General features: G+C 63.0%; 20 protein-coding genes. 13 read left to right on the forward strand and 7 right to left on the reverse strand.

Annotated elements, in window-relative coordinates; translation table 11 throughout:
• Positions 1–85 precede the first annotated feature (85 nt).
• The 12 genes from ABZ728_RS02565 to ABZ728_RS02620 all read left to right on the forward strand — a co-directional run bounded on the left by ABZ728_RS02565 (position 86) and on the right by ABZ728_RS02620 (position 19727).
• Complete coding sequence (locus ABZ728_RS02565; RefSeq protein ID WP_366654108.1) at positions 86–1336, forward strand: NYN domain-containing protein; 1251 nt, start codon at positions 86–88, stop codon at positions 1334–1336.
• 156 nt (positions 1337–1492) lie between these two features.
• Complete coding sequence (locus ABZ728_RS02570) at positions 1493–2317, forward strand: inositol monophosphatase (protein WP_366654110.1); 825 nt, start codon at positions 1493–1495, stop codon at positions 2315–2317.
• 97 nt (positions 2318–2414) lie between these two features.
• Entirely contained in the window at positions 2415–3347 is a 933-nt protein-coding gene (locus tag ABZ728_RS02575; protein ID WP_366654112.1) for an ion transporter, read from the forward strand.
• A 72-nt stretch (positions 3348–3419) separates the two neighbouring features.
• Positions 3420–4157, forward strand: coding sequence for a glycerophosphodiester phosphodiesterase (gene ugpQ, locus ABZ728_RS02580; protein WP_366654113.1), 738 nt, complete (start codon positions 3420–3422; stop codon positions 4155–4157).
• A 194-nt stretch (positions 4158–4351) separates the two neighbouring features.
• The gene (locus tag ABZ728_RS02585; protein ID WP_366654115.1) at positions 4352–5614 is read left to right on the forward strand and encodes a hypothetical protein; all 1263 of its coding nucleotides are present in this window, start codon (positions 4352–4354) and stop codon (positions 5612–5614) included.
• Positions 5615–5727: 113 nt separating this feature from the next.
• A complete protein-coding gene (locus ABZ728_RS02590) occupies positions 5728–7923 on the forward strand; it encodes an alpha-1,4-glucan--maltose-1-phosphate maltosyltransferase (protein ID WP_366654116.1) in 2196 nt (731 codons plus the stop codon).
• A 204-nt stretch (positions 7924–8127) separates the two neighbouring features.
• Positions 8128–11424, forward strand: a complete 3297-nt coding sequence (gene treS, locus ABZ728_RS02595; RefSeq protein WP_366654348.1) for a maltose alpha-D-glucosyltransferase — start codon at positions 8128–8130, stop codon at positions 11422–11424.
• Positions 11425–11505: 81 nt separating this feature from the next.
• Positions 11506–13752 carry a 1,4-alpha-glucan branching protein GlgB gene (gene glgB, locus ABZ728_RS02600; RefSeq protein ID WP_366654117.1) on the forward strand — a complete coding sequence of 749 codons (2247 nt, stop codon included), beginning with the start codon at positions 11506–11508 and terminating at the stop codon, positions 13750–13752.
• Positions 13752–15959, forward strand: coding sequence for a glycogen debranching protein GlgX (gene glgX / locus ABZ728_RS02605; protein ID WP_366654118.1), 2208 nt, complete (start codon positions 13752–13754; stop codon positions 15957–15959). Before glgB ends, glgX begins: the two co-directional genes overlap by 1 nt.
• Positions 15949–18195 (forward strand): 4-alpha-glucanotransferase, encoded by a 2247-nt coding sequence (gene malQ / locus ABZ728_RS02610; protein WP_366654119.1) that lies wholly within the window; start codon positions 15949–15951, stop codon positions 18193–18195. The genes glgX and malQ overlap by 11 nt, the downstream gene beginning before the upstream one ends.
• 66 nt (positions 18196–18261) lie before the next feature.
• A complete protein-coding gene (locus ABZ728_RS02615) occupies positions 18262–19137 on the forward strand; it encodes an ankyrin repeat domain-containing protein (protein WP_366654120.1) in 876 nt (291 codons plus the stop codon).
• Positions 19134–19727 carry a class I SAM-dependent methyltransferase gene (locus tag ABZ728_RS02620; RefSeq protein ID WP_366654121.1) on the forward strand — a complete coding sequence of 198 codons (594 nt, stop codon included), beginning with the start codon at positions 19134–19136 and terminating at the stop codon, positions 19725–19727. Before ABZ728_RS02615 ends, ABZ728_RS02620 begins: the two co-directional genes overlap by 4 nt.
• Before the next feature lie 20 nt (positions 19728–19747).
• Here the strand turns inward: ABZ728_RS02620 and ABZ728_RS02625 are convergent, their stop codons facing one another.
• The 5 genes from ABZ728_RS02625 to ABZ728_RS02645 form a co-directional block, all read right to left on the reverse strand.
• A complete protein-coding gene (locus ABZ728_RS02625) occupies positions 19748–20581 on the reverse strand; it encodes an SDR family oxidoreductase (protein WP_366654122.1) in 834 nt (277 codons plus the stop codon).
• A 50-nt stretch (positions 20582–20631) separates the two neighbouring features.
• Positions 20632–21852, reverse strand: coding sequence for a beta-ketoacyl-ACP synthase I (gene fabB / locus ABZ728_RS02630; RefSeq protein WP_366654123.1), 1221 nt, complete (start codon positions 21850–21852; stop codon positions 20632–20634).
• A gap of 69 nt (positions 21853–21921) precedes the next feature.
• Complete coding sequence (fabA, locus tag ABZ728_RS02635; protein ID WP_366654124.1) at positions 21922–22437, reverse strand: 3-hydroxyacyl-[acyl-carrier-protein] dehydratase FabA; 516 nt, start codon at positions 22435–22437, stop codon at positions 21922–21924.
• A 286-nt stretch (positions 22438–22723) separates the two neighbouring features.
• Positions 22724–22945 (reverse strand): hypothetical protein, encoded by a 222-nt coding sequence (locus tag ABZ728_RS02640; protein ID WP_366654125.1) that lies wholly within the window; start codon positions 22943–22945, stop codon positions 22724–22726.
• Positions 22946–23134: 189 nt separating this feature from the next.
• Positions 23135–23674 carry an SH3 domain-containing protein gene (locus tag ABZ728_RS02645; protein ID WP_366654126.1) on the reverse strand — a complete coding sequence of 180 codons (540 nt, stop codon included), beginning with the start codon at positions 23672–23674 and terminating at the stop codon, positions 23135–23137.
• 183 nt (positions 23675–23857) lie between these two features.
• On the opposite strand from ABZ728_RS02645, the gene ABZ728_RS02650 reads away from it, so the two are divergent.
• Complete coding sequence (locus ABZ728_RS02650) at positions 23858–24841, forward strand: D-glycerate dehydrogenase (protein ID WP_366654127.1); 984 nt, start codon at positions 23858–23860, stop codon at positions 24839–24841.
• A gap of 27 nt (positions 24842–24868) precedes the next feature.
• Here the strand turns inward: ABZ728_RS02650 and ABZ728_RS02655 are convergent, their stop codons facing one another.
• Both ABZ728_RS02655 and cysK read right to left on the reverse strand, forming a co-directional pair.
• Positions 24869–25627 (reverse strand): HesA/MoeB/ThiF family protein, encoded by a 759-nt coding sequence (locus ABZ728_RS02655; RefSeq protein WP_366654129.1) that lies wholly within the window; start codon positions 25625–25627, stop codon positions 24869–24871.
• 39 nt (positions 25628–25666) lie between these two features.
• A complete protein-coding gene (cysK, locus tag ABZ728_RS02660) occupies positions 25667–26671 on the reverse strand; it encodes a cysteine synthase A (protein WP_366654130.1) in 1005 nt (334 codons plus the stop codon).
• Positions 26672–26680 lie beyond the last annotated feature (9 nt).

Genomic DNA, 26680 nt, shown 5'->3' on the forward strand with positions numbered 1-26680 from the left:
TTGTTTTACGCCCGCATCGGCAGCAGAATGTCGGCCTGAGAAGAAATGACGCCGGGGCGGGCTCCTAATGCGGTATGCGCTTTACTTGGACTGGGAGAATCTTTGGATTACGCATATCAAGGTCTGCTTTCCGAGGCTGCACGTCTCGGAGTTGAACCTGCCCAGGCCGATCGCGACCCACCAGGAACGGCAACTTCTGGCTGAGCTGCCGGATCTGATGATGCGGGCGCTGCGGGACAAGCTGGACTCCGTCCCGCGCTTCAGCAAGGCATTTGCGGTTTGGGAGAGCCTGAATTATTGCGACGACCTGCCGTCGCGCCTGCGGCAATGGAACATCAATCCGATCCAGAGCCTTGGCAAGGTCTATTACAAGAGTGGCAAGCGCAGCGTCAAGGAATCTTCAGATCGCGCATTGATCATCAAGGTGATAGAAGACGTGATGCTTCGGCCACACGCGCGACCGGAAGCCGTCGTCATCGCGACTGGCGATTTCGGATTCGTTCCATTGATAGAGTTCCTGATGGAACATACCGATATCGACGTCTATATTCTCTCTTATCGGGCGTGCCTGTCGCAACCGCTGGAACAGATGATCACGTCGGCATTCGACGCCGATCATGTCATCGTCCTCGATGACCACCCGGGCTTCGTCGCGCTGAACGAGCAGTGCCGGCAGCATTGGCCACCGGACCGGCCGGGCGACACGGACCTGCCGCCCGACGAGGATGAGAGCGACGGCATTTTCGTCGACGTGGTATCGGACGAGGAATTCCTTTTCGATCTCGCCCGCGCCTTGACCCGCGCCCGCATGCCCTACATCGATCCGGGACTGGTCGAGAACCGCTGGTGCAGCATGTGGGAGCAGCACAAAACCTATAGCGCCCGCGCCGCTTTGCTCTTCCGAAGGGCGGTCGAAGAAGGCATCGTCACCGTCGAAAGCGACGAGTTCGACGGACGGCAGGTGCGGACTGTGACCCTCAATCGCACGCATCCGGCTCTCGCGGCCCCCCTCAAGCGGCTGGACGACGAGGCGCAGGCCCCGGCGCCAACAGTGGCCGACGGTCCATCCGGCACCGAGACATCGCCCGCCCGCGTTCCCGACTCCGACCCCGGCTCGCCGGAGATTTCGCCCGCGATTCCGCCCGGCGCGGCCTTCGCAACAACGGCGTCGAGCGCCGAGCCGCAGCTGCCGCCGCTCCCGGAGCCGACTGGCCCAAATCCCGCTGGCTCAAATTCCGCGGGCCCGAAACCGGTGGAGATCGAATCGGCCGCCCCGGACGCGACGCATCCGGACCCGGCGAGCCCGGCGCAGCATCGAACGCCGCAGAACGCCTGACGAGGAACGGGCCCATGTATCGGCACTGCGGCGTTCCGGCCTGAATTCGGCGCGTCGGCAGGCATTGGAACCAAGCCGTAAATGGGGTACATGTGCACGCGCAATCGTCCGTACGCTGCGGACGTTGCCACTGCATCGCTGCCTGAGTGTTTGCCAATGCCTGCCTACCCTGATGTCGATACCATCGTCGCGGCGCTGAAGGATGCGGCCGATGCCGCGATCGTGCCCCGGTTCCGGTCGCTGCAGGCGGGCGAGATCCACGAGAAGGGCAAGGACGATCCGGTGACCATCGCCGACCGCGAGGCCGAGATATTGCTGACGCAAAGTCTTGCCGCGCTGTTGCCCGGGTCGGTCGTCGTCGGCGAAGAAGCGGTATCCGCCGATGAGGGCATACTGAAGCGGCTGGATGGCGATGCGCCGGTTTGGCTGGTCGATCCCGTGGATGGAACGGCCAATTTCGTGGCCGGCAAAGAGACCTTCGGCGTGATGACGGCCCTGGTGGTCTCCGGCGTGCCGGTTCTGAGTGTCATCTATGCCCCGATCAGTGGCTGGGTCGTTGCCGCCGAAAAAGGGGCAGGTGCCTATGCCGACGGCGAGCGGCTGCCTGTCAACGAAGACCCTGCCTCTTTCGAATCGCTGCGGGGTGCGGTCATGACCCATTTCATGCCAGAGACCATCGCACAACAGGTCGCCAGCCGGGCCGCGAGCCTGGGCGAGCGGCTTCGCGGATTGCGGGCCTGCGCATTCGAATATCCGGCCATCGCCACAGGGGACCGGGATTTCGCGCTGTTCAGCAAGACGATGCCTTGGGATCATGCGCCTGGTGCCGTGCTTCTGGGCGAAACGGGCGGCGCCATGCGGTATCTCGACGGCACCGACTATACGCCACGGTCACAACGCCGGGGGCTGCTGGCGGCGCGAAGCCCTGCGACATGGGACGCCGTAGCGGGGGGACTGTTCCCGGAGGGCGATCCCTATTAATTCTGAACATCGAGTTGAGATGCCAAGAGGGTGACCTCCTCCGGTCACCGCATCGGTACGTCTGTTCCAACGCCCCGCACCTCATTTGTGACCCGAGATGACCGAACCCCCGGCACGCCACTCTGACAACAGCACAGCCTTCAGCGCCGCCGACGAGTCGGGAACTCCCGCCAAAGCCGGGGAGACCCCGGCGACCGCACCGGAGGGGTTCCGGGGCCAGCTCGCCCGCTGGATTGAATCGGCGCCTGTACAGCGATTCATCACGGTCCTGATCCTGATTAATGCCGTCACGCTGGGCCTGGAGACAAGCAGGCAGGCAATGGATTTCGCCGGGCCTGTCCTTGTCGTTCTGGATCGGACGATCCTGTCCGTTTTCGTCGCCGAGCTTCTGATAAAGCTGGTTGCATTCCGGACTGCGTTCTTTCGTACCGGCTGGAACTGGTTCGATCTGATCGTCGTCGGCGTCGCACTGGTGCCCGCGACCGGTAGCTTGTCGGTGCTGCGGGCGTTCCGCATTCTGCGCATTCTGCGCCTGGTCTCGGTCGTGCCGGCCATGCGGCGCGTGGTGTCGGCCTTCGCAGCCGCCATTCCGGGCATGTTCTCGATCATTGCGGTGCTGATGCTGGTATTTTACGTGTCGGCCGTTCTGGCCACGAAACTCTTTGGCCAGCACCCGGATCCGGATATGCAGGAATGGTTCGGCACGATCGGGGCCTCGATGTATACGCTGTTCCAGATCATGACCCTGGAAAGCTGGTCGATGGCGATCGTCCGTCCGACGATGGAACTATTTCCATTGGCATGGCTTTTCTTCGTACCATTCATCATTCTGACCAGCTTCGCCGTCCTCAACCTTTTCATCGGCATCATCGTGGACGCCATGCGCAGCGTGCATGAAGCCGATATCGAGGAAAGCCGGCTGGAAGAGAAATCGGCGGCAGAGGACCGGGAGCGGCGCATCGCAGATGAACTCGCCGCGCTGCGCGAAGAGGTGTCGTCACTTCGAAGTTTTCTGTCGGGCCAGCGGTAATGGAACCGGCGTAGTGACCGATGGCTGCTGGCGACGAGAACCGAGGCACACGAAAGACGAGGCAGATCGGCAATGATCCTGGAATCCTGGCCTGAGGTTATCGGCCATCGCGGCGCCGCCATGATTGCGCCGGAAAATACGGTCGCAGGGGCCAGGGCAGCCGCGTCTGCCGGGGCGGCCATGATCGAGTTCGACGCCAAACTCAGCGCCGACGGTGTCGCCATGGTCATGCACGACGATACCGTGGACCGCACGACCGATGGCATCGGGTCCTTTGCCGGGAAGTCCCTCGGCGCCTTGCGCGCACTGGACGCGGGCGGGTGGTTCGATCCCGCTTTCGCCGGCGAACGCATTCCGACACTGGCCGACATGCTGGTCGCGTGCCTCGATCTGGGGCTGGCGGCGAACATCGAGATCAAGCCGACGCCGGGACGCGAGGACGACACGGCCAGAACGGTTCTGGAAACGGCCGCCTCGATCTGGCCTGCCGGCAAACCGGCGCCGTTGATCTCCAGCTTCCAACGGCGCTGCCTTACGGCGGCGGCCGAAATAATGCCAGACTGGCCGCGGGGCTATCTGATCGATCGGCTGCCCGAGGATTGGCAGGCCTTCGCCGACGCGATCGCCGCCGCAACCGTGAACATTTCCGACACCATGGCGACGCCGCCCGTGATCGCGGCTATCGCCGATACCGGGCGCGCGGTCATGGTCTATACGGTGAACGACCCGATTCGCGGCCGGGACCTCCTCAATATGGGGGCCGCATCCGTGATAACGGATTGTCCGGACCGTCTGTTGGTGGCGCTCTGAAGGGGCTGGATCTGCCAGAAGGGTCGCGGCCAGGCCGATTGGAGTCATGATGTTTCATTGACAGGAACCAGTGCGTCAATGACTGTGTCCGCTGGTTAGTGGACGGGTGATGCCATCTCCTTGACACACCGATCCGACACACGGATTTTGCGTGTTCGGCAGGATGACGTGCAAATAACGGAATGTGGGTAGCGATGAACGTGGTGCGATCGATTTCGGGAGGGTTGCTGGCCGGCTCGGCTCTGGCGCTTGTCGCGGCTGTGCCGGCATCGGGGTTGCTGGCCTCGGCAGTTGAGGCGCAGGAGGCGTTCGCGATCAATGCCAGCGGCTGGGAGGGAGGCGCATACGCCGAACCCGGGAGTGACAATTTCAGCCATTGCGGCATTTCGCGGGACATCACGGAGGATCTTACGGTCGTCTTCTCCCTGAACCCGCGACGCAACCTGAATGTCGGATTCCTGCGGCCGTCCTGGTCCATGGCAGAAGGCACCGAGGCTGACGTCACGCTCGACGTCGACGGCTCGCTTTCCCGCGACATCGGCGCTTTACCGGCATCGCCCAATCTTCTGATCGTTCCGCTCGGCCGAGACGCCGATCTGGTTGAGGCGCTGAAGCTCGGCCGGACGATGAATGCAGAGATCAATCACCCCGACGTCGAGGACGGTTCGATTTCCGTGCCGCTGACCGGCACCATGGTCGGGCTGAACGGCCTGGAAGATTGTATCGACACGGCGCTCGAAATGGGCGTTGCCGATGCATCCGCGCCGGAAACGCCGCAGGAAGTTCCGGGCATCGACCCGAGCGCGCCGATGGATCGGCAAACGCTGGCCGAACTGCTGCGGGCTGCCGGGTTCGAGGAAATCCGCTTTGCGCCGGAAGAACAGGTGCCCGAAGACGAACTCGAACTCAATCATGTATGGCAGGTGGGGCCGGTCGTCGGCGGTTTGCACCAGGTGCCGCGCGGTGGCCCCGAGGTCGAGATCGACGCCTTCGGTGATGCCTATGTGGACGTGCTTGCAGGCCGGTGTCCCGGCGCTCTCGAGACCGAAGTGTCCGAGACGCATATATTCGATAATGAGTACGCCCTTCGATACGACCTCGTCGAATGCACGGCCGACGAGGGTGCGGCATATGTCGCGCTGTTATTTACACTGGACGACTATCACTACTCTGCCTTCTTCCACGAAGGTGATCCCGAGAACCGTGGCGTGGCGGAGGAAGCGACGCTGCGCATCGATCAGGTTATCCGCAGCCTTGCCGGCTTCGACACGGCCGAACGTGTCGATGAAGAGGCCGGCGACGGAGAGGCGGCTTTCGGTGAGGGCGAACTGCCCGAAGAGGCTGAAGAGCCGCCTGCAGCCAGTGAATCTGAAACCGACGAATCTGAAGCTGGCGATTCTGGGTCCGGCGACTCTGGAACTGGCAGTTCGGGGGCTGAGGAAGTCGACCCGCAGTAATTCTGTGCGGTCGTTGCAACTTTTTGGTCGAGGGTGACGGGTCGCGGGTAGCGGAGCGGGAGGTCTTAGTGTAGGTGAAGGGCCGTGCGGTGGCATCAACGGAGAGTTGAACAGTGTCCCAACAGCCTGAGTCCGAAACGGACACGCTACGAAATGGTCGGGCGAATGGCCCGGGCAAGGATAAGGCCGCCGGCAAACCGGCCGCCCGCCCTTCGGCATCGTCGAGGTCGCCGAAAACGAAGGCGCCGCTGACCCGGGCGCTGGCCAAGCCAACGGCGGCGTCAAAGGCGCGGTTGCGCGATCTGGAGCCACGGCGTTTCGTTTTCGAGAATGTCGAGCCACAGGTTAATGCCGGGCGCTATCCGGTCAAGCGGGTGGTCGGGGATACCTTCGAGGTCTCTGCGGACATCGTCTGCGACGGGCACCTCGTCACCCGGGCCCATTTGCGGATCAGACGGGCGGGTGAAAAAGCGTGGTCGGCCGACGCGCCGATGACAATGATCGACAACGACCGCTGGGCAGGAGAGATCGTCCTTACCGAGAACGCCCGCCATCAGTACACGATTGGCGCCTGGGTCGATGACTTTGCGACATGGCGGCGCGACCTGCTCAAACGGCGGGACGCCGGGCAGTCGCTTTCGGTCGATCTCGACGAGGGGCGCCGGATCATCGAGCGGGCGGCCGACACCGTTTCCGCCGCAAAGCAGGACCGGTCCGACGCGGACCTGCTGAAGAACGCATTGAAGAGGGCGGGGGCGGCTTCGAGCGAAGAGGCGGCGGCGCTTGCCTTGATGGATGAGCGCGTTTTCGAGGCCATGGGCCGCTGGGGACCCCGTTCGGGCTATACCGAGCTGGATGCGCCGCTCGATCTGGTGGTGGATCCGCCAGCAGCACGGTTCGCCACCTGGTATGAAATGTTCTGGCGCAGTCAAGGTACGAATCCGGCAGCCTCCGCCACGGTCGACGACTGTATCGGCCGACTGGACTACATTGCCGATCTGGGCTTCGACGTCGTCTATCTGGTACCGCATCATCCGATCGGGGAAACCAACCGCAAGGGCCGCAACAATGCTGTCGTCGCCGGCCCCGACGATCCCGGAAGCCCCTATGCAATCGGACTGGCCGGAGCCGGCGAGAACGGCGGCGGCCATCTCGATGTCAATCCCGATTGGGGGACGCTGGCCGATTTCGACCGCTTCGTTGCGGCCTGCAAGGAACGGGGGCTTGAGGTAGCGATCGACTTCGCCATTCAATGCTCGCCCGATCATCCCTGGATCAAGGAGCATCCGGACTGGTTCCGCTGGCGGCCGGACGGCAGCATCAAGTTCGCCGAAAACCCGCCGAAGAAATACGAAGACATCGTCAATGTGGAATTCTATTACGGCCCGGACCATCCGCACGCCGGCGAAGCCATAGAAGAAGCGTGGATCGCGTGGCGCAATGTCGTGCTGTTCTGGATCCAGCACGGCGTCAGCATGTTCCGGGTCGACAACCCGCACACCAAGCCGCTGCCGTTCTGGGAATGGCTGATCCGCGATGTTCAGGAACGCTATCCGGACACGGTCTTCCTGGCTGAGGCGTTTACGCGCCCCAAGGTCATGGGCGCACTGGCCAAACTCGGTTTCACCCAGAGCTACAGCTATTTCACCTGGCGCAATAGCCGCGACGAGATGCGTACATATCTGGAAGAGTTGACGCAGGGTCCTCGCGCTGAGTACATGCGCGCCAATTTCTTTCCCAGTACGCCTGATATTCTGCCGTACGTACTGCAGCACGGCGGCAGGCCGGCCTTCCTGCAGCGAATCTTTCTTGCCGGCACCTTGTCCAGCGTCTACGGGATGTATAACGGCTATGAGCTGTGCGAGAACGCCGCCGTATCCAACAAGGAAGAGTACCTGTTCTCTGAAAAATACGAGTACAAGGTGCGCGACTGGGATGCACCCGGCAATATCAAGGATTGGGTGCGGAGCCTGAATGCAGCGCGGCACGAGACACCGGCACTCCAGCTGTACGACAATCTCCGGTTCCTGGACGCCGATAATCCGAACATACTCGTCTACCGCAAGAAAACGACGGGAACGGAAGGCCGCCCGGCCAGTTTCGTGTTATGTGCTGTGAACATGGATCCGCATGCCGGCCATGATACCTGGTTCGATTTCCCGCTGTGGGAATTCGGCCTGGGCGACCATGGAACACTGGCGCTGGAAGAGCTGTTCGACGGGGCCCGGTTCACATGGACCGGCAGACGTCAGCATGTCTGGATCAGCAATGACCGGCCCGCTTTCATGTGGCGCGTCACGTTGCCTTGACACCGCAAATCGTCAACGGACACGACAATAATCGCGGGGACCGGCGTGTCGCCGACCCCGAATGGTACAAGGGATGAGAACGGCTCGATGACGGACGCGACCAATACGAAGGCGGGATCTCTGAGCGAGGGGCGCGTGGTCCGTGCCGCCGAGGGGCGGGCCGGTCGGCCGGGTACGGTCTCTGCTACGATTGATGCAACCGGCATGACGGGAAGCGCGGCACAGGGCCAGGCGACAGAGGAAGATCTGCTCTGGTACAAAGACGCCATCATCTACGAAGTGCACGTGAAATCGTTCTTCGATGCCAACAATGACGGTATCGGTGATTTCCAGGGACTGATCGAGAAGCTCGATTATCTCAAGCATCTGGGTGTTACGGCGCTCTGGCTGTTGCCGTTTTACCCATCGCCGCTGCGTGACGATGGCTACGATATTGCCGATTACCGCAACGTCAATCCCTCCTACGGGACGATGCGGGATTTCCGTTCCTTCGTGAAGCTGGCCCACGAACAGGGCCTGAAGGTCATCACCGAGCTGGTCATCAACCACACCTCGGATCAGCACCCCTGGTTCCAGCGGGCCCGGCGGGCCTCCAAAGGGTCCAAATACCGGGACTGGTACGTCTGGTCGGACGACGACCGGCGATGGCCCGAGACCCGGATCATCTTTTCCGACACCGAGACGTCGAACTGGACCTGGGATCCCGTCGCCGGCCAATACTATTGGCATCGATTCTTTTCACACCAGCCCGACCTGAATTTCGACAACCCGCAGGTGATGAAGGCGGTGATCAGCGCCATGCGCTTCTGGCTGGACACCGGCGTCGACGGGCTGCGGCTGGACGCGATTCCGTATCTGGTCGAGCGTGACGGCACCAACAACGAGAACATCGACGAGACCCACGCCGTCCTCAAGGAGCTGCGCAAGGCGCTCGACGATTCCCATCCCCACGCCTTCTTTCTGGCGGAGGCGAATCAGTGGCCGGAAGACACGTTGCCCTATTTCGGTGACGGCGACGAATGCCATATGGGATTCCACTTCCCGCTGATGCCCCGGATGTTCATGGCCATGGCGCAGGAGGATCGGCATCCGATCACAGATATCATGCGGCAGACGCCGGAGATCCCGGAAAGCTGCCAATGGGCGATTTTCCTGCGCAACCACGACGAATTAACGCTCGAGATGGTCACCGACCGCGAGCGGGACTATCTCTGGCGCGTCTATGCCTCTGACCAACGGGCCCGGATCAATTTCGGCATCCGCCGCCGGCTGGCGCCACTGATGGACAACGATCGCCGCAAGATCGAGTTGCTGAACAGCCTGCTCTTTTCCATGCCCGGAACGCCGATCATCTATTACGGCGACGAGATCGGGATGGGGGACAATTTCTTCCTCGGCGATCGGGACGGCGTCCGTACCCCCATGCAATGGTCGCCCGACCGCAACGGCGGCTTTTCCCGCGCCGACCCCGCATTGCTCTACCTGCCGGCGATCATGGACCCGATCTATGGCTTTCAGGCGGTCAATGTCGAGGCGCAGAACCGAAGCTCGTCATCATTGCTGCACTGGATGCGCCGGATCATCGCGGTGCGCACGCAGCATCAGTGCTTCGGCCGGGGAACGATGACGTTCCTTTATCCCGGCAACCGCAAGATACTGGCCTATCTGCGCGAATACGGCGACGACATCGTGCTGTGCGTGGCCAATCTGTCCCGCCAGGCCCAGGCGGTCGAACTGGATCTGGCCGCCTATCGTACGCGGGTTCCGGTCGAACTGCTCGGCCGGGCGGCATTTCCGCCAATCGGCGATTTGCCGTATCTGCTGACGCTGCCTGCCTATGGGTTCTATTGGTTCGTCCTGACCGCCGAGGCGGACGCGCCATCCTGGCATGTCGAGACGGGCGAGATGCCGCCCGACTTCCACACCATCGTGATGCGGGGCGCCGCTGCCGGACTGCTCGACGGGCGGCCGGCAGCGGACCTGACCCAGAAGGTCCTGCCCGATGCGGTAAAGGGGCAGCGCTGGTTCGCACAGAAGGGCCGTCGGATTCGATCGATGACGCTGGCCGACGGTATCGTGATGTCCATGGGACGGGACGACGCCGTCTCGCTGCTGGTCGATATCGAATCCGATGCGCCGAACGACCCAGGCGCCCGTTATTTCGTGCCGCTTGCAATGGTCTGGGAGGAAACCCGGATCGCCCAGGCGGGGACGCTGGCGAAGGTGCGGCGTGGCGCGAAGGTCGGCATTATCGCCGACGCGTTGGGAGAATCCGACTTCGTCCACGCGCTTATCAACGCGATGCGCAACGGCAAGCAACTGGCCGGCCGAACGGGACATCTTGAATGCCGGGCAGGTCAGACACTGTCGGAAATGCCCGCGCAGCCGGACGAGCCTGTGCGCCGTATGGGCGTGGAACAGTCGAACACGTCGTTGGTTATCGGCGACCGTATGGTCCTGAAGGTCCTGCGCCGCCTGATGCCGGGCATCCACCCGGAGATCGAGATCGTCCGGTTCCTTACCGAACGGGCGGGATTCGACCGCGTGCCGGCGTATCTCGGCAATATCGACTACGTCGACGCTTCGGGGGACTCCATGGCCGTGGGGCTGCTGCAGGCTTTCGTGCGCAACCAGGGCGACGGCTGGCATTTCACCCAGGACTATCTGACACGGGAACTGGATGAACTGCGGCTGACACAGATGGACGAATCGGGCCCGGCGCCGGTCGACCCGGTGGAGCGGTTCGCCGTCTACCTTCAGTCGGCCACGATCATGGGCCGCCGTACGGCCGAACTCCACAAGGCTCTCGCGTCTGCGCCCGACGAACCCGATTTCGCACCGGAGCCCTTTGCCGAGGACGACCTTGCGTCTCTGAAGGAGCGGGTTCGCACGCAGCTGGAAAAGGCAATGAACGCCCTTTCTGCCGGCGGTCTTGCCGATGCCGCAAAGGGCCATGCCCAGGAACTGCTCAACCGGCGGGCGGATCTGGAATCAGCAATCGACGATCTGGCAGCCGGGCCCGCCGCCGGCCAAAGAATCCGGCACCACGGCGACCTCCACCTTGGGCAGATTCTGCTCGATCAGGCGGATTTCCTGTTCGTTGACTTCGAGGGCGAGCCGACACGCCCGGTTTCGGAGCGTCGTGCCAAGGCCCTGCCGCTGCGCGATGTCGCGGGAATGGTGCGCAGCTTCGATTATGCCGCCTGGTCGGTTTTGCTGACGCTGGAGACCGAGATCCCCGGATCGTTCGACAGATTGGCCGAGCTGGTGCGCCAATGGCGGGCCCTGACCCGCGAAGCCTATATAACGGCATATTTCGTCACGATGGGCGATAATGCCTGTCTGCCGGAAGACCGGTCGGCGGCTGAACGGCTGCTCGAACTGTTCGTAATGGAAAAGGCGCTCTATGAAGTTGTCTACGAGGCGGAGAACAGGCCCACCTGGTTGCGAATCCCCGTTCAGGGCCTATTGTCGTTGCTCGACAGGCGCAGTTCCGAATGACACCCTGATGGACGGTCTGCCGCCGCTGGAGATCCCGGCTTTCGAACGGCCGTCCTGGTGACGCCGCAAGCGAGGAATGCCATGACTTACGAAGCGTCCACCGCTGATGTCGATGCAATCGTCAACGGCGAGCATGGAGATCCGTTCGCGGTTCTCGGGCCCCATCAGGTTCGTGTGGCCGGTGAAGACGAGGGCGCTCCACTGCGCGACGCGCTCGTTATCCGCGCTTTCCTGCCCGAGGCGCGGCGCGTCGATATCGTCAATGCCGAAGACGGTGCGGCCATCGCGTCACTGGCGCGGCGGCACGACGGCGGCTTTTTCGAGGGACTTGCCGCCGACCGGACGGGCTTCTTTGCCTATCGCCTGCGGGTCCAGTATCCCGACGCAACAGTCGAGGTTGAGGACCCTTACCGGTTTCCGGCCGTGCTGGGCGAACTGGATGTGTACTATATCGCCGAGGGTACGCATGTTCAGAGCTTCGAGAAAATGGGGGCCCATCCCGGTTCGTCGGAGGGCGTTTCCGGGACCAGCTTTTGCGTCTGGGCGCCGAACGCAAAGCGGGTCTCGGTTGTCGGTGACTTCAATTTCTGGGATGGGCGCCGGCATCCGATGCGACTTCGCCACGGCTGCGGCGTCTGGGAAATATTCCTTCCCGGTGTCGAAGTCGGCCATCGCTACAAATTCGAACTAAAAGCCGCCGACGGTACGGTGCTGCCGCTCAAGGCGGACCCCTACGCGTTTCAGGCCGAGCTGCGGCCGGCGACGGCCTCGATCGTGCACGGCTTGCCATCGATCCAGTGGTCCGACGGCCAGTGGATGGCGGACCGGGCCCGGCGACAGAGCCGGGACGCGCCGATCTCGATCTACGAGGTGCATGCCGGTTCCTGGCAGCGCAAGGGCGACGAGCCGGAAGACTGGCTCAGCTATTCCGAATTGGCCGATCGGCTGATCCCCTATGTCCGGGATATGGGGTTCACGCATATCGAACTCATGCCGATGCACGAATTTCCGTTCGACGGGTCGTGGGGCTATCAGCCGGTCAGCCTGTATGCGCCGACGTCTCGCTATGGCGATCCCGAGGACTTCCAGCGGTTTGTCGATCGTGCGCACGCCGAGGGAATCGGTATCATCCTGGACTGGGTGCCGGGACATTTCCCATCCGATGCTCATGGTCTCGGCCAGTTCGACGGCACGCCGCTTTATGAGCATGCCGATCCGCGCGAGGGATTTCATCGCGACTGGAACACGCTGATTTACAATTTTGGCCGTCAGGAAGTGCTGACATACCTGCTCGGCAATGCGCTCTACTGGATGGAACGATTCCATATCGACGCGCTCCGGGTCGATGCCGTGGCGTCGATGCTCTATCGCGACTACAGCCGCGAGCACGACGAGTGGGTGCCCAATGTCCATGGCGGCCGCGAGAATCTGGAAGCGATACATCTGCTCAAACGGATGAACGAAGAAGTCTTCGGCCGGCATCCCGGCGCGACGACGATCGCGGAAGAAAGCACGGCCTGGCCCGGCGTATCGCGGCCGGTTTATCTTGGCGGCCTTGGATTCGGCTACAAGTGGAATATGGGATGGATGCACGATACGCTTGAGTACATGAAGGAAGATCCCATTCACCGGGCCTACCATCACAACGAAATCACCTTCTCGCTCGTTTATGCGTTTTCCGAGAATTACGTGCTGCCACTCAGCCACGACGAGGTTGTTCACGGCAAGGGATCGTTGATGGACCGCATGCCCGGCGATGCCTGGCAGAAATTCGCCAATCTGCGATGCTATTTCAGTTTCATGTGGACGCATCCGGGCAAGAAACTTCTGTTCATGGGATTGGAATTCGGCCAGTGGCGCGAGTGGAGCCATGAACGGTCGCTGGACTGGCACCTCCTGGACGAAAATCCCGGACACAGTGGCGTCCAGGCACTGGTCCGCGACTTGAACCGCGTATACCGCACCTATCCGGCGCTCCATGTCCTGGACAGCGACCCGGACGGATTCGAGTGGATCGAGGGCGATGACCGGGCCAATACGGCGCTGGCATTCCTGCGCAAGGGGCGGGCACCCGCCGAACGACTTCTCGTGGCCTGCAACTTCACCCCGATAGCCCGCTACGACTATCGCCTTGGCGTTCCCGAAACCGGGTCCTGGCGGGTGATCCTGAACTCCGACTCCAGGGTTTACGGCGGCAGCGGCGTCGATGCTACCGGTGACGCCGAGGGCCGCATCGCGGCCGAAGCGAAACCGGGCCAGGGCCGCAGCCAATCGATCTCGATCACGCTTCCACCATTGGCGACCGTCATTCTGAGCTACGAGGGCTGATGACGACGATCGCTGAAGACCTGGCGGCGCCTGCGGTCACTGTGCGCCATCATGCGCGTGTCCTGCCAGGGTTACCTTATCCATTGGGCGCGACCTGGGATGGGTGTGGCGTCAATTTCGCCCTTTTCACCGAGAACGCGACCCGGGTGGATCTTTGCCTGTTCGACCGATCGGGCCGAAAGCAGATGGAAGTCGTGCCGCTGCCGGAGCATACAGACGGCGTCTGGCATGGTTATTTGCCGGATGGGCGGCCGGGGCTGCTGTACGGCTATCGTGTCCACGGCCCCTATGACCCGCAGAACGGACATCGCTTCAACGCCAACAAGCTGTTGATCGATCCCTATGCGCGGGCCCTGTCAGGTGTGTTCCGGTGGGCAGACGCGCATTGCGGCTACCGTGTCGGTTCGCCCAAAGCGGATATGTCTTTCGACCGCCGCGACAATGCCCGGTATCTCCCGAAATGCCGGGTCGTCGACACGGCCTTCACCTGGGGGCTGTCGCCGAAGCCGGCGGTGCCCTGGGATCGGACGATTGTCTACGAGGCGCATGTGCGCGGCATGACCATGCAGCGCCCGGACGTCCCGACTAGCCTGCGAGGCACCTTCAGCGGTCTCGCCGCGCCGGGTGTAATCGACCACCTCCGCTCCATCGGTGTTACCGCCGTGGAACTCTTGCCCATCCATGCCATCATGGATGACCGGTTCCTCACTGCCCAGGGACTGCGGAATTACTGGGGCTATTCGACACTGAATTTTTTTGCGCCCGAACCTCGCTACATGAGCAACGGCTCGTTGATGGAGTTCAAGGCGATGGTCAACCAGCTGCACGAGGCGGGGATCGAGGTACTGCTCGACGTCGTCTACAACCATACCTGCGAAGGAAGCGAACTCGGGCCGACGTTGAGCTTTCGCGGCATCGACAATGCCGCGTACTATCGTCTTTTGCCCGGGAACAAGCGGTACTATATCAACGAGACCGGCTGCGGGAATACGCTGAACATTACGCACCCGCGGGTTCTGCAGATGGTGATGGATAGCCTGCGCTACTGGGTCACCGAAATGGGCGTCGACGGCTTCCGCTTCGATCTGGCGTCGACGCTGGGCCGCGAGGCCGACGGGTTTGACCCGAAAAGCGGGTTCTTCGACGCCATCCGCCAGGACCCCGTTCTGAGCAGGGCAAAGCTGATTGCCGAACCCTGGGATATCGGTCCCGGCGGCTATCAACTGGGCCGCTATCCCTCCGGTTGGTCGGAATGGAACGATCGCTACCGGGATTGCATCCGTCGCTATTGGCGTGGCGACCACGGCATGTTGCCGGAACTGGCGGCCCGTTTGTCCGGCTCGGCGGACCTGTTCGACCACCACGGCCGACGGTCGCATGCCAGCATCAATTTCGTCGCCTGTCACGACGGGTTCACGACGGCGGATCTGGTCAGTTACGACCGCAAGCACAACCAGGCCAATGGTGAAGCCAATACCGACGGCCATGACGGCAATCACAGTTCCAATCACGGCGTCGAGGGGCCGACGGCCAATCCTGCGATCAAGGCCGTCAGGGCGCGGCAGATCCGCAACATGCTGGCAACGGTTTTTCTGTCCCAGGGGACCCCGATGCTTCTGGCGGGCGATGAAGTCGGCAACAGCCAGTCGGGCAACAACAACGCCTATTGTCAGGACAATCCCATAAGCTGGATCGACTGGGAAAGCGCCCCCGACGAGGGGCGTGCCCTGACGGCGTTTGTCGGACGGCTGGCCGAGCTGCGCGCGGCGCACCCGGTTTTGCGTCGGCCTCGGTTTCTCCATGGCCAGGACCAGTCCCGCTTTGCGACCGAGGACATTGTCTGGATCACGCCTTCAGGTTCGCACAAGACTGAAACCGAGTGGCGCGATCACTTTGCGCGGAGCGTCGGCGTGATCCTTGCCGGGGATGCCGGACACTACCCTGATCCCGACGGGACGCCTGCGGTCGACGACGTCCTGCTCATTCTGCTGAATGCTCATACGGAATCCGTCCGTTTTACCGTGCCGTCACTGCCCGGTGGGAAGAGTTGGGCGTGCCTCCTCGATACCGCATGGGACGGACCGGTTGCCGAAATGCCGCCGGTCAGGGTGCGCCCCGGCGGTTCCCATCACCGTGCCGACCGGTCGCTCGCAGTCTTCAAACTCGAGCCGGCGGCCGATTCTCCCGAGGCTGGCCATGGAAAATAATGCAGCGGACGGCGGTGACGCCGTACTGGACGCGCTGACCGCCGCGGCGGGCGTTGCGCCGGGCTTTCACGATATCTGGGGTCGCGAGTATGCTGCCTCTGACGAAACGAAATGCGCCCTGTTGCAGGCGCTTGGCTATCGCGTCGACACCGAAGACGATCGACGAGCCGCCCTCGAATTCGCCAATAACCGGCCCTGGTCGCGGCTGATCGATCCCGTTGTCATCATCGCGTCGGAAGCCGGGCCACCGGCCGTCGATATTGCGGTCGCAGACGGGCGGGATGGACTGAACTGGACGATTCGGACCGAGGATGGCTCCGAACTCCATGGGCAAGCGTCACGCGCGGCGCTGCCTGTCCTGGACAGGCGTCCGGATATTCCCGGACGAGGCGCGGTCACCCGGTACCGTCTCGACCTCCACGCGACACTGCCCGAAGGATACCATCAGCTGGTGATCGACGACGGTGGCGGGCCGGACGGCGGGGCATGGGGCGAAACCACGCTCATCGTTGCGCCGCCCCGCTGTTGGACACCCCAGGACACCACCGGCGATGCCCGGCTCTGGGGCGTATCTTGCCAGCTCTATTCGCTGATGGAAGACGGCGACGATGGTATCGGAACGTTTTCACATCTGAAGCGCTTTGCCACGGACATGGCAAGGGCCGGCGCCGATACCATCGGTTTGAATCCCCTCCATTCGCTTTATCCGGTGGAACCCGCTGCTGCCAGCCCCTATTCGCCGTCCAGCAGAGACTTTCTCAATCCGATGTATATCGATATTCACGCGATTCCCGAGGCCGGCGCTGCCGACCTTGCGCAGTTGCCGGTTGTCGGGGCGGACGATCTCATCGATTACGATGTCGTTGCCCGTCGTGCCTGGCGCGGGCTGGAAGCGGTTTTTGCGGCCTTCCGGCGTTTGCACCCCGAGGGGGGCGGCAGCGAGAGAGAGGCCGCGTTCAAAGCCTTCCGGGATGGCGGTGGAGAAGCCGGCGCCGAATTGCAGGCCCGGGCGTTGCACGATTTCGCCTTGTTCATGGCCATACAGGAAAGCAAGGCCGGCGACGACTTGTCGTCGATGCCCTGGTGGGCATGGGGGGAGGCTTTCGCTCATCCGGAAGCGCCCGGCAGCCGCGCCTTCGCCGAAACTCACGCCGAGCGAGTTCACTTTCACCAGTGGTGCCAGTTCATCGCCGACGAGCAACTGGGCGATGCGGCAAACGCTGCCGACGCGGCGGGGCTGCGCCTGGGCCTCTACCGCGACCTTGCAATCGGGGTGGGGCCGGCATCGGCTGCGGCCTGGGCCGATCCTCAGGCGCTGGTCCGGGGCGTGTCGGTCGGGGCCCCGCCCGATCTTCTGAACCGGAAGGGCCAGGACTGGGGGTTGGCGCCGCTGGACCCGCTGTATCTGAGGGAAACGGCATTCAAGCCGCTGATTCAGGGGTTGCGGGCCAATATGCGCCACGCCGGGGCCATTCGCATCGACCATGTCATGGGGCTGATGCACCTTTACTGGATTCCCGCCGGTCGGCCGGCCGACGAGGGTACCTATGTCTCCTATCCGTTCGAGGAGATGCTGAGAATCCTGGCGCTGGAAAGCCGGCGCCACAAGGCCATCGTCATCGGCGAGGATCTCGGCACGGTGCCGGAAGGCTTCCGCGACCGGATGACGGCGGCGGGCGTCCTCTCATACAAGGTCATGCCATTCGAACGGGTTGGCGACGGCCTGTTCAAGCGCGGAACGAGCTATTCACCGCTGTCGGTATGCACCTTCGGAACGCACGATCTGCCGACGGTCGACGGATGGTGGAGCGGCCGGGACGTCGCGTGGCGAAGCCATATCGGCCACCACGGCAGTGAAGAAGACCGCGACGCCGATGCGCGTTCGCGGTCGGTCGATCGCCAGCGACTGATCGACGCGCTGGTCGATGCCGGTGTCTGGCCGCCGGACCGGGCGGTCGATATCGAGACACCCGAACCCATGTCGCAGCCCCTTCGTGAGGCCATTCATGCCTTTCTTGCACGAGCCGACTCGTGTCTCATGGTCGTCCAGATCGAGGACGCGCTGGCATTGGTCGATCAGATGAATCTTCCCGGAACGACCGTCGAGCACCCCAACTGGCGTCGCCGCCTGCCAAGGGCGGTATCGAATCTTGCCGAGGTGCCGTCGGTGCGGGGCGTGCTGGACACTGTGGCGTCAATTCGCGGCCGCCACGGCGTCGGCGGCGAAAACGCTTGAGGGGAATCGGCAAACCGGTAACCATGGTGATGGTCGTATGAAGTCCCGCTGAGGAGAGGATCATTCGTGGCGAACCGAGGTCGCCGGCGCGCTGTGTCCGTTCAGGAGCCGTGGCTGCAATGGCCGGCCGGGCGTCTGGTGGCGGTCGTGTTGATCGTGGGGGCGTTGACGGCTTGCGGTTCGCTGTCGCAGCGGGACGGTGACCGACTTCCGGATGCCAGCCAGATTGCCGAAGATCCAGCCAGCACGCTGCTGTTGGAGGCAGTGGCCCGCGGACGCCTCGACGTCGCCTTGCTGGCGATCGACCAGGGTGCCGAGATCGAAGCCCGCGAACCCCAGCGGCTGCGGACGGCGACCATGCTCGCGGCTGAACGCGGTGATATCAACTCCCTGACCCTGCTGATCGCACTCGGCGCTGATCTGGAAGCGCGGTCCGACGAAGGCTGGATGGCATTACACCACGCCGCAGCGAGCGACCGGGCGCGGGCAATCCGCTTGCTGATCGCTGGCGCGGCCGATCCGGACGGAAGGGAAACGCTGCAAGGGATGACGCCACTGATGATCGCGTCATTGCTGGCGCATACCGACGCAATCGCGGCATTGCTCGACGGTGGTGCCTCCATCGACGCCACGGCCGAGGACGGGGCTGTCGCGCTTCATTTTGCGGCCGCCAGCCGCGATCGTGATGCGCCGCTGGCCCTGGCGGAACTGCTGATCAGAGGCGCCGTCCCCGATTGGCGCCGGGACGACGGCTGGACACCTCTGATGGTGGCGGTGGAAGCCGCCAGCACCGATGGGGCGGGCGTTCTGCTGGATCTGGGTGCTGATCCCTCGGTGACGACCCGCGACGGCACAGACGCGCTCGGACTGGCAATGGACCGCGGTGACGACGACCTGATCCGGCGCATTCGCACGGCGTTCCAGCAACGGGACAGGCCGTGACGACCGACGATCAGCGATGGCTGCGCTATCTGGCCTCGATCGGCGATGAGGCGCCGCCCCGCGACACGCTGGTCAGAGCCTTGTCCAGCCGGTCCGGTCCCCCCGGACGGGCGCTCGATCTCGGCGCTGGTCAGGGGCGCGACACCGTTTATCTACTGCGCCAAGGCTGGTCCGTCACGGCGGTGGACCGATCGGCGGCGGCGATACACCGTATTGTCCAGCTGTGTCCCGCCCCGCTTTGCAAACACCTGACCGTCATCGAATCGGCGTTTGAAGAGGTTCGGCTGCCGCCCGATCAGGACCTTGTGAACGCCAGTTTTTCACTGCCGTTCTGCGCGGCCGACTGTTTCGAAAACTTCTGGTCGGAAATAGAGCGTGTGCTGAAGCCGGGAGGCGTCTTCTGCGGCCATCTTCTGGGTCCTGGTGACGATTGGGCCAGGGACGGCGTCGTCACCGAGACACCGGACCAGATCCAGGAGCGATTCAGAACCTGGGCCGCCTTGGATATCGAGACGACCTTCGGACCGGCCGCGACGGCCAAGGGCCGGGTGAAAAACTGGGATCTTTACAAGATCGTCGCCCTTCGCTGACGTTGGCGCAGCCTCAACGACTACGCCCCTTCGTCCGATTCTTCATGGGAAGGCCGGGGAATGCCGACAGCATGGAACCCGGCGTCGACATGGTGCACTTCGCCGGTAACGCCGCCGGACAGCGGCGATAGCAGGTAGAGCCCTGCGTTGCCGACATCTTCCAATAGAACGTTCCGGCCGAGTGGCGCATTGTCGCCAGAGAATTTGAAGACGTAGCGCGCATCGGCGATGGCGCTGCCGGCCAGCGTCCGCATCGGGCCCGCCGACACGGCGTTTACACGGATGCCGTCATGGCCGAGATCGGCGGCCAGATACCGGACGCTTGCCTCCAGTGCCGCTTTGGCCACGCCCATGACATTGTAATTGGGCATGACGCGCTCGGCGCCCAGATAGGTCAAGGTCAGGATGCTGCCGCCGCGGCCGTTTCGGCTCTTGCGCATCATTGGCTCTGCCCGCCGGGTGACGGCCGTGAGCGAGTAGCACGAGATGTTCATCGTGTGGAGAAAGTTGTCCAGCGTGGTATCGACGTAACGGCCCTTCAACTCTGCCTTGTCGGAATATGCAATTGCATGGACCACGAAATCCAGCGATTCCCATCGGGACTGCAAGGTTTCAAAGGCAGTGTCGACCGAGGAGGGGTCGCCGACGTCGCAAGGAATGACGATGTCCGAGCCGACCGATTTCGCCAGCGGCTCGACGCGGCGGCGGAAGCTGTCGCCCTGATAGGTGAAAGCCAGTTCGGCCCCTTCGCGCGCTGCGGCTTGTGCGATCCCCCAGGCGATCGAGTGGTTGTTCGCGACGCCCATGACCAGACCCCTGAGGCCGGTCATCAACCCCTTCGCACTTGCCGTCATTGTCCGACCCGATCTTGATTGCAGTAGATTATTGTCGATCGCGCCATGGGTTATCGATCGAAGCGCGAGAATACGAGCGTCGCGTTCGTGCCGCCGAAGCCGAAGCTGTTGGACATGACGGCATTCAGTGTGACGTCGTCTCGCCTGGTTCTGACGATGGGCATGCCCTCGGCCTCAGGGTCGAGGTCGTCGATGTTGGCAGACGCGGCAACGAACCCGTTATTCATCATCAGAAGGCTGTAGATCGCTTCCTGAGCACCAGTTGCCCCGAGCGAATGGCCGGTCAGGGATTTGGTCGAACTGATCATGGGGAAAGCGTCGCCGAACACCTCCTTGAGGGCGATCAGCTCGCGAACATCGCCGATCTGGGTAGAGGTTCCATGGGTGTTGATGTAGTCGACCTTGCCCCCAGGGGCGGCGTCCAGTGCCATGCGCATGCAGCGGACGGCGCCCTCACCGGATGGCTGGACCATGTCGAAACCATCGGAATTCGCGCCGTATCCGGTGACCTCGCCATAGATGCGGGCGCCGCGGGCCAGAGCGTGATCGAGTTCTTCCAGCACGACGACGCCGCCGCCGCCCGCAATGACAAAGCCGTCACGGTTGGCATCATAGGCGCGCGAGGCTTTATCGGGGGTTTCGTTGAATCCGGACGATAATGCACCCATGGCGTCGAAAAGTGAAGAGAGCGTCCAGTGCAGTTCCTCGCCGCCGCCGGCAAAGACGATGTCCTGTTTGCCCCACTGGATCTGCTCGGTGCCGTGACCGATACAATGCGCCGAGGTCGAGCATGCTGACGAGATCGAGTAATTCAGACCCTTGATCTTGAACGGCGTCGCGAGGGTTGCGGAATTCGTCGACGACATGGTGCGCGGCACCATATACGGGCCCATGCGGCGCGGCCCCTTGGCGCGGGTGATGTCCGCCGCCTCGACGAGGTTGGCGGTGGAGGGGCCGCCGGAGCCCATGATGAGGCCCGATCGCTCGTTACTGACATCGCTTTCGTCGAGTCCGGCGTCTTCGATCGCTTGTTGCATGGCGATAAAATTATAGGCCGCGCCATCGCCCATAAAGCGTCGGAGCTTTCGGTCGATATGGGCATCGATGTCGATCGTGACCGCTCCGTGGACCTGGCTGCGAAAGCCCAGTTCCTTGTATTCGGGGGCGAAGACAATTCCCGACCGGCCGTCCCGCAGGCTCGCGAGCACCTCGTCGGTGTTATTGCCGATACTGGAAACGATGCCCATACCGGTGACCACAACGCGCCGCATAAAACGCTCCGTCCGCTGGTTCGCCGGGATGCGGTCCTATTGGATTTGTCCCGGACGAGAGATCAGGATCTAAAGTTCGTCGGTCTTGGTGAACAGGCCGACGCGAAGGTCTTTGGCTTCATAGATGACGTTGCCATCCACGCTGACCTGTCCGTCGGCAATGCCCAGAACGAGTTTTCGGTTGATAACGCGCTTGATGTCGAGATGATAGGTGACGCGTTTCTGGTGGGGCAGGACCTGACCGCTGAATTTGACCTCACCAACGCCAAGTGCGCGTCCGCGGCCGGCCGCGCCGGTCCAGCCGAGATAGAACCCGACGAGTTGCCAGAGAGCATCCAGCCCCAGACATCCAGGCATCACCGGGTCGCCTTCGAAGTGGCACTGGAAGAACCACAGGTCGGGCCGCAGATCCAGTTCCGCTTCCAGCTCGCCCTTGCCATAAGCGCCGCCATCCGCGGCCACATTGGGGATACGATCGATCATCAGCATCGGCGGAAGCGGCAATTGCGGATTGCCGGGGCCGAATAGCTCGCCATGGGCGCAGGTTATGAGATCGTCGTAGGAATAGCTGCTCTTCGCCGTCACGCCGCACCAAACTCGTTAATTCACGCCCCTCGGGGCCTTCGACTGGCGACGGAGTCTATAGGTTTTGCATCCCGAGACAAGCACAGACTCCGCCGTTCACGAATTCGATCTCCCGTTTCGGGATTGTGACCACGTTTGGCCAAGCGCGGCGCAACTAGTGTAGCGTGGCCGTCAGGCCGGGAAAGCTCGCTGGCGCCGACACAAATTAAGCATTCGCAGGGATGCTGCGCTGGCGTGCAGACTGGATCCGCGGCTCCATTTAGCGACGGCAGTGAGCCGGGGGCGCCTACTTGCAGCTTTCTTCCATCGCAGCCTCGGCGGCCGCTTCGGCGAGATGGCTCGTCAGCGGCATTCCGAGATCGATGGCTTCTTCCTGCAACTGCATCAGCGCATGGCGAATTGCGCGTCGGCGGTCGGCGGGTTGTGGCATGGGGCCATCCGATACCGGCAGGCTTGTGACGACGCTGCCTGCTCGGTCGTCGAGGGTGATCTGCTTGGTGCTATCCATGCGGATTGTCTCCGGACGTTGGTTGCCGTTGCGGTACTGCGCCGCCATGTTCCGACGGTGCGACATTCTTCGTTCGCCCGTCGATTGCACAACCTAAAGGAACCGGAAGAGTCCAAAAAGCATAAAATTCAAAATGAACGCGGTAGAATTTTGTCCGATCTGGGACTTGCGGAAAAAATCTCATAAGAATCAATCGTCTGACGATATTCCCCAGATAGTGGTGGCAGGAACCCATCCTGCGAAATCTTCTGCTTCGACCAGACACCACTTGTCCGGGCCGGAAGTCACGCAATGATCGAACCCTGCGATGACGCCCGGTTCCATCCTGGCGACGACGCCTGCTTCCAGCGTCGGTTCGCCCCGCATCATCGCGATGTCCGGTCCAAGCACCATCACGGTGCGCCGCCCGGAAAGCATCGCCTGATGGACCCAGCCGATATCGCCGTCGACGTCGCGGATCCGACGCCAGATATCGAACTCGGCTATGATCTGGACCGGGAGTTCCGGCCGCCGGTACACGTACTCCACGGGGTACTGGCGTCCCGGTCCGGTCCGCATGTTCGCCTCGGAGGCCTGGATGCTGGCAAAGCGCGGCAGGCCGGGGGCATCATCACCCAGCACTGGGGTCGCCGGGGAGAACGTCGCGATGACCATGGCCGCGCCGAGACAGCCAGCGGCAACGCCGGTTGAGGAAATGCGCCGGTGGCGGCAAGTGGTGCGAATCGGCATCCTGGGTTCCTTGAGTAACACAATGGCAGTCCATCAGGTTTCGGAATCCGGACCCGGCGCGCAGTGCAGGGATCCGGCGGGGTACCCGACCGGCCTTGACCCCTTTTGCCGCGCCGTCTATCCCGAATTCAAGTGACCATCAAGCGATGTGCCGGCACGTCGCGTTCAGCAGGGAATTTCGGCATGACGACGCGCCCGCGGGTCCACACCACTCGAAAGCTGCCGGCTGTCGTCGAAACGCGCATGATGGAACTGTTCACGACGCGCCTGACCTCCCGGGACGAACCGGTCGACCGCCGCGGTTTGCTCGAAATGGCGACCGGAGCAGACATTCTCGTTCCAACCCTGACCGACAGACTGGACGCCGAATTTTTCGAGTCGGCGCCCCGTACGCTGCGCCTCATCGCGAATTTCGGCAACGGCGTCGATCACATCGATCTGGCTGCGGCGGCGCGAAAAGGCATCATGGTCACGAATACACCCGGCGTGCTCACTGACGATACCGCCGATATGACGATGGCGCTGATTCTCGCGACGGTGCGGCGTCTGAGCGAGGGTGAGCGCGTAATGCGAAGCGGCGCATGGGCCGGGTGGAGTCCAACGGGCATGCTGGGGCGGCGATTGTCCGGGCTCAGGCTTGGGATCATCGGACTGGGGCGGATCGGCCGCGCCGTCGCGGCCCGCGCCCGCGCCTTCGGCATGACCGTGCATTATCATAACCGCGCCCGCGTCGACGAGCAGACGGAGCGCGATCTGGAGGCGACTTATTGGGCCGATCTGGACCAGATGCTGGCGCATATGGACGTCGTTTCGGTCAATTGCCCACAAACGCCGGCGACCTATCATCTTTTGTCCGCCCAGAGACTGGCGTTGATGAAGACAGACGCCGTGCTGGTCAACACGGCCCGTGGCGAAATCGTCGACGAAGCGGCCCTGACCGAGATGCTGCTGGCCGGCCGTCTGGCGGGGGCGGGACTGGATGTCTTCGCCGCCGAACCCCATCTCGACGACCGGCTGCGCGGCCTCGAATCGGTGGTCTTGCTGCCGCATATGGGATCGGCCACGATCGAAAGTCGCATCGAGATGGGGCAGCGCGTGATCCTGAATATCCGCTCGTTCTGGGATGGCCACTCACCGCCTGACCGCGTCATCGGGCAGGCGCTGTAAGGCAGGTCCGGACAGGGACGAAACGCCTCAGTCCGGTCCGCCGCAGGTTGCGCAACCGGCGACGCGGTCGAGACCAACCGTGGTGAACCGGGCCGCGAGCGCATCGATGATAATGAGACGGCCGGAGAGGCCCTCGCCGATGCCCAGAAGTTCCTTTACCGTCTCGGTCGCTTGCAGACACCCGATCATGCCCGCCGAGGCACCGAGAACGCCGGCTTCTGAACAGCTTGGCACGGTGCCGGGTGGCGGCGGTGCCGGGAACAGGCACCGATAGCAGGGGTGAGGCGGTCCGAGATGGGATTTGAATGTCGATATCTGCCCTTCGAACCGGAGCAACGCCGCCGAAATCCAGGGGCGCCCGACGCGGTGGCAGGTATCGTTCAGCAGGTAGCGGGCGTCGAAGCTGTCGGTGCCGTCGACGATGATGTCGTAGCCTTCGATCAGCGCGGCGGCGTTTTCCGGCGTCAGGCGTTCGACGTGCCGATCGACCGTGACGCCGGCGTTAAGGGCCTGAAGTCGTTGCGCTGCTGAATCGACCTTGTTCAGGCCAATCGTTGTGGTGTCGTGAATGACCTGGCGCTGCAGGTTGGAAAGATCGACCCGATCGTCGTCGATGATCCCGAGCGTACCGACCCCGGCGGCCGCCAGATAGAGCAGTACGGGCGCACCGAGGCCGCCGGCTCCGACCACCAGTACGCGGGCGGCGCCGATCTTCTCCTGTCCGAGGCCGCCGATCTCGGGCAGAAGAATGTGACGGGAATAGCGGATGATGTCATCGTCGTTCATCAAAGGCGCCTTTCCAGGCATGCCGGCCCATTGGGGAACTCAATCCAATCCCGCGAAGAGGGCCGTGGACAGGTAGCGTTCGGCGATCGATGGCGCGACGAGCACGATCGTCTTTCCGGCATTCTCCGGCCGGGCGCCGATCTCCAGCCCGGCGGCAATGGCCGCCCCGGATGAGATGCCGACGGGCAGCCCTTCCAGCCGGGCAGCATCGCGCGCCATCGAGAATGCCCGTTCGTTGGCGATCGGCACCACCTCGTCGATGATCGACCGGTTCAGGATGTCGGGGATAAAGCCGGCTCCGATGCCTTGGATCTTGTGCGGGCCCGGCGGGTTGCCGCTGAGCACGGCGCTGTCCTCGGGTTCGACGGCGACGGTGCGGAAGGTCGGTTTGCGGGCCTTCAGCACCTCGCCAACGCCGGTAATGGTGCCGCCGGTGCCGACGCCGGCGACGAGAATATCGACGGCCCCGCCGGTATCCCGCCAGATCTCTTCGGCCGTCGTGCGACGATGGACCTCCGGGTTCGCCGGGTTCGCGAACTGCTGCGGCATGACGGCATTGGGAATCTCCGACAGCAGCGACTCCGCCTTGTCGATGGCGCCGCGCATGCCGTGGGCGGCAGGCGTCAGATAAAGCTCGGCACCGAGGATCTTGAGCATTTTTCGCCGTTCGACGGACATGCTCTCCGGCATTGTCAGGATCAGCCGATAGCCCTTGGCGGCGGCAACGAAGGCCAGCGCGATGCCGGTATTGCCCGAGGTCGGTTCGACCAGAACGGTATCCGGGCTGATTTTGCCCTGATCCTCCAGCCACTCGATCATTGCCAATCCGATACGGTCCTTTACGCTGGAAAGCGGATTGAAGAACTCGCATTTCACCAGGATATCGGCCTGAACGTTATAGTCCTGAGGCAGCCGTTTCAGGCGGACCAGGGGCGTCGCGCCAATGGTGTCGAGGATGCTGTCGTAGATCCGGTCGCGAAAGGGCCCGTCCCTTGCATCGGTGCGCTGGTGTCTGGGGCGGTCGGGTATGCTCGAATTCGCCATGATAGGATG

The organism is Fodinicurvata sp. EGI_FJ10296 (assembly GCF_040712075.1).
Taxonomy (GTDB): domain Bacteria; phylum Pseudomonadota; class Alphaproteobacteria; order DSM-16000; family Inquilinaceae; genus JBFCVL01.

Bases quoted from the DNA above. Each gene is read 5' to 3' on its own strand.
- ABZ728_RS02645 (WP_366654126.1), bottom strand. From the start codon at position 23,674: ATGCCGATTCGCACCACTTGCCGCCACCGGCGCATTTCCTCAACCGGC.
- glgX (WP_366654118.1), top strand. From the start codon at position 13,752: ATGACGACGATCGCTGAAGACCTGGCGGCGCCTGCGGTCACTGTGCGC.
- glgB (WP_366654117.1), top strand. From the start codon at position 11,506: ATGACTTACGAAGCGTCCACCGCTGATGTCGATGCAATCGTCAACGGC.
- fabB (WP_366654123.1), bottom strand. From the start codon at position 21,852: ATGCGGCGCGTTGTGGTCACCGGTATGGGCATCGTTTCCAGTATCGGC.
- ABZ728_RS02585 (WP_366654115.1), top strand. From the start codon at position 4,352: ATGAACGTGGTGCGATCGATTTCGGGAGGGTTGCTGGCCGGCTCGGCT.
- ABZ728_RS02625 (WP_366654122.1), bottom strand. From the start codon at position 20,581: ATGACGGCAAGTGCGAAGGGGTTGATGACCGGCCTCAGGGGTCTGGTC.
- ABZ728_RS02570 (WP_366654110.1), top strand. From the start codon at position 1,493: ATGCCTGCCTACCCTGATGTCGATACCATCGTCGCGGCGCTGAAGGAT.
- ABZ728_RS02655 (WP_366654129.1), bottom strand. From the start codon at position 25,627: ATGAACGACGATGACATCATCCGCTATTCCCGTCACATTCTTCTGCCC.
- treS (WP_366654348.1), top strand. From the start codon at position 8,128: ATGACGGGAAGCGCGGCACAGGGCCAGGCGACAGAGGAAGATCTGCTC.
- ABZ728_RS02575 (WP_366654112.1), top strand. From the start codon at position 2,415: ATGACCGAACCCCCGGCACGCCACTCTGACAACAGCACAGCCTTCAGC.
- cysK (WP_366654130.1), bottom strand. From the start codon at position 26,671: ATGGCGAATTCGAGCATACCCGACCGCCCCAGACACCAGCGCACCGAT.
- ABZ728_RS02640 (WP_366654125.1), bottom strand. From the start codon at position 22,945: ATGGATAGCACCAAGCAGATCACCCTCGACGACCGAGCAGGCAGCGTC.
- ugpQ (WP_366654113.1), top strand. From the start codon at position 3,420: ATGATCCTGGAATCCTGGCCTGAGGTTATCGGCCATCGCGGCGCCGCC.
- ABZ728_RS02650 (WP_366654127.1), top strand. From the start codon at position 23,858: ATGACGACGCGCCCGCGGGTCCACACCACTCGAAAGCTGCCGGCTGTC.
- malQ (WP_366654119.1), top strand. From the start codon at position 15,949: ATGGAAAATAATGCAGCGGACGGCGGTGACGCCGTACTGGACGCGCTG.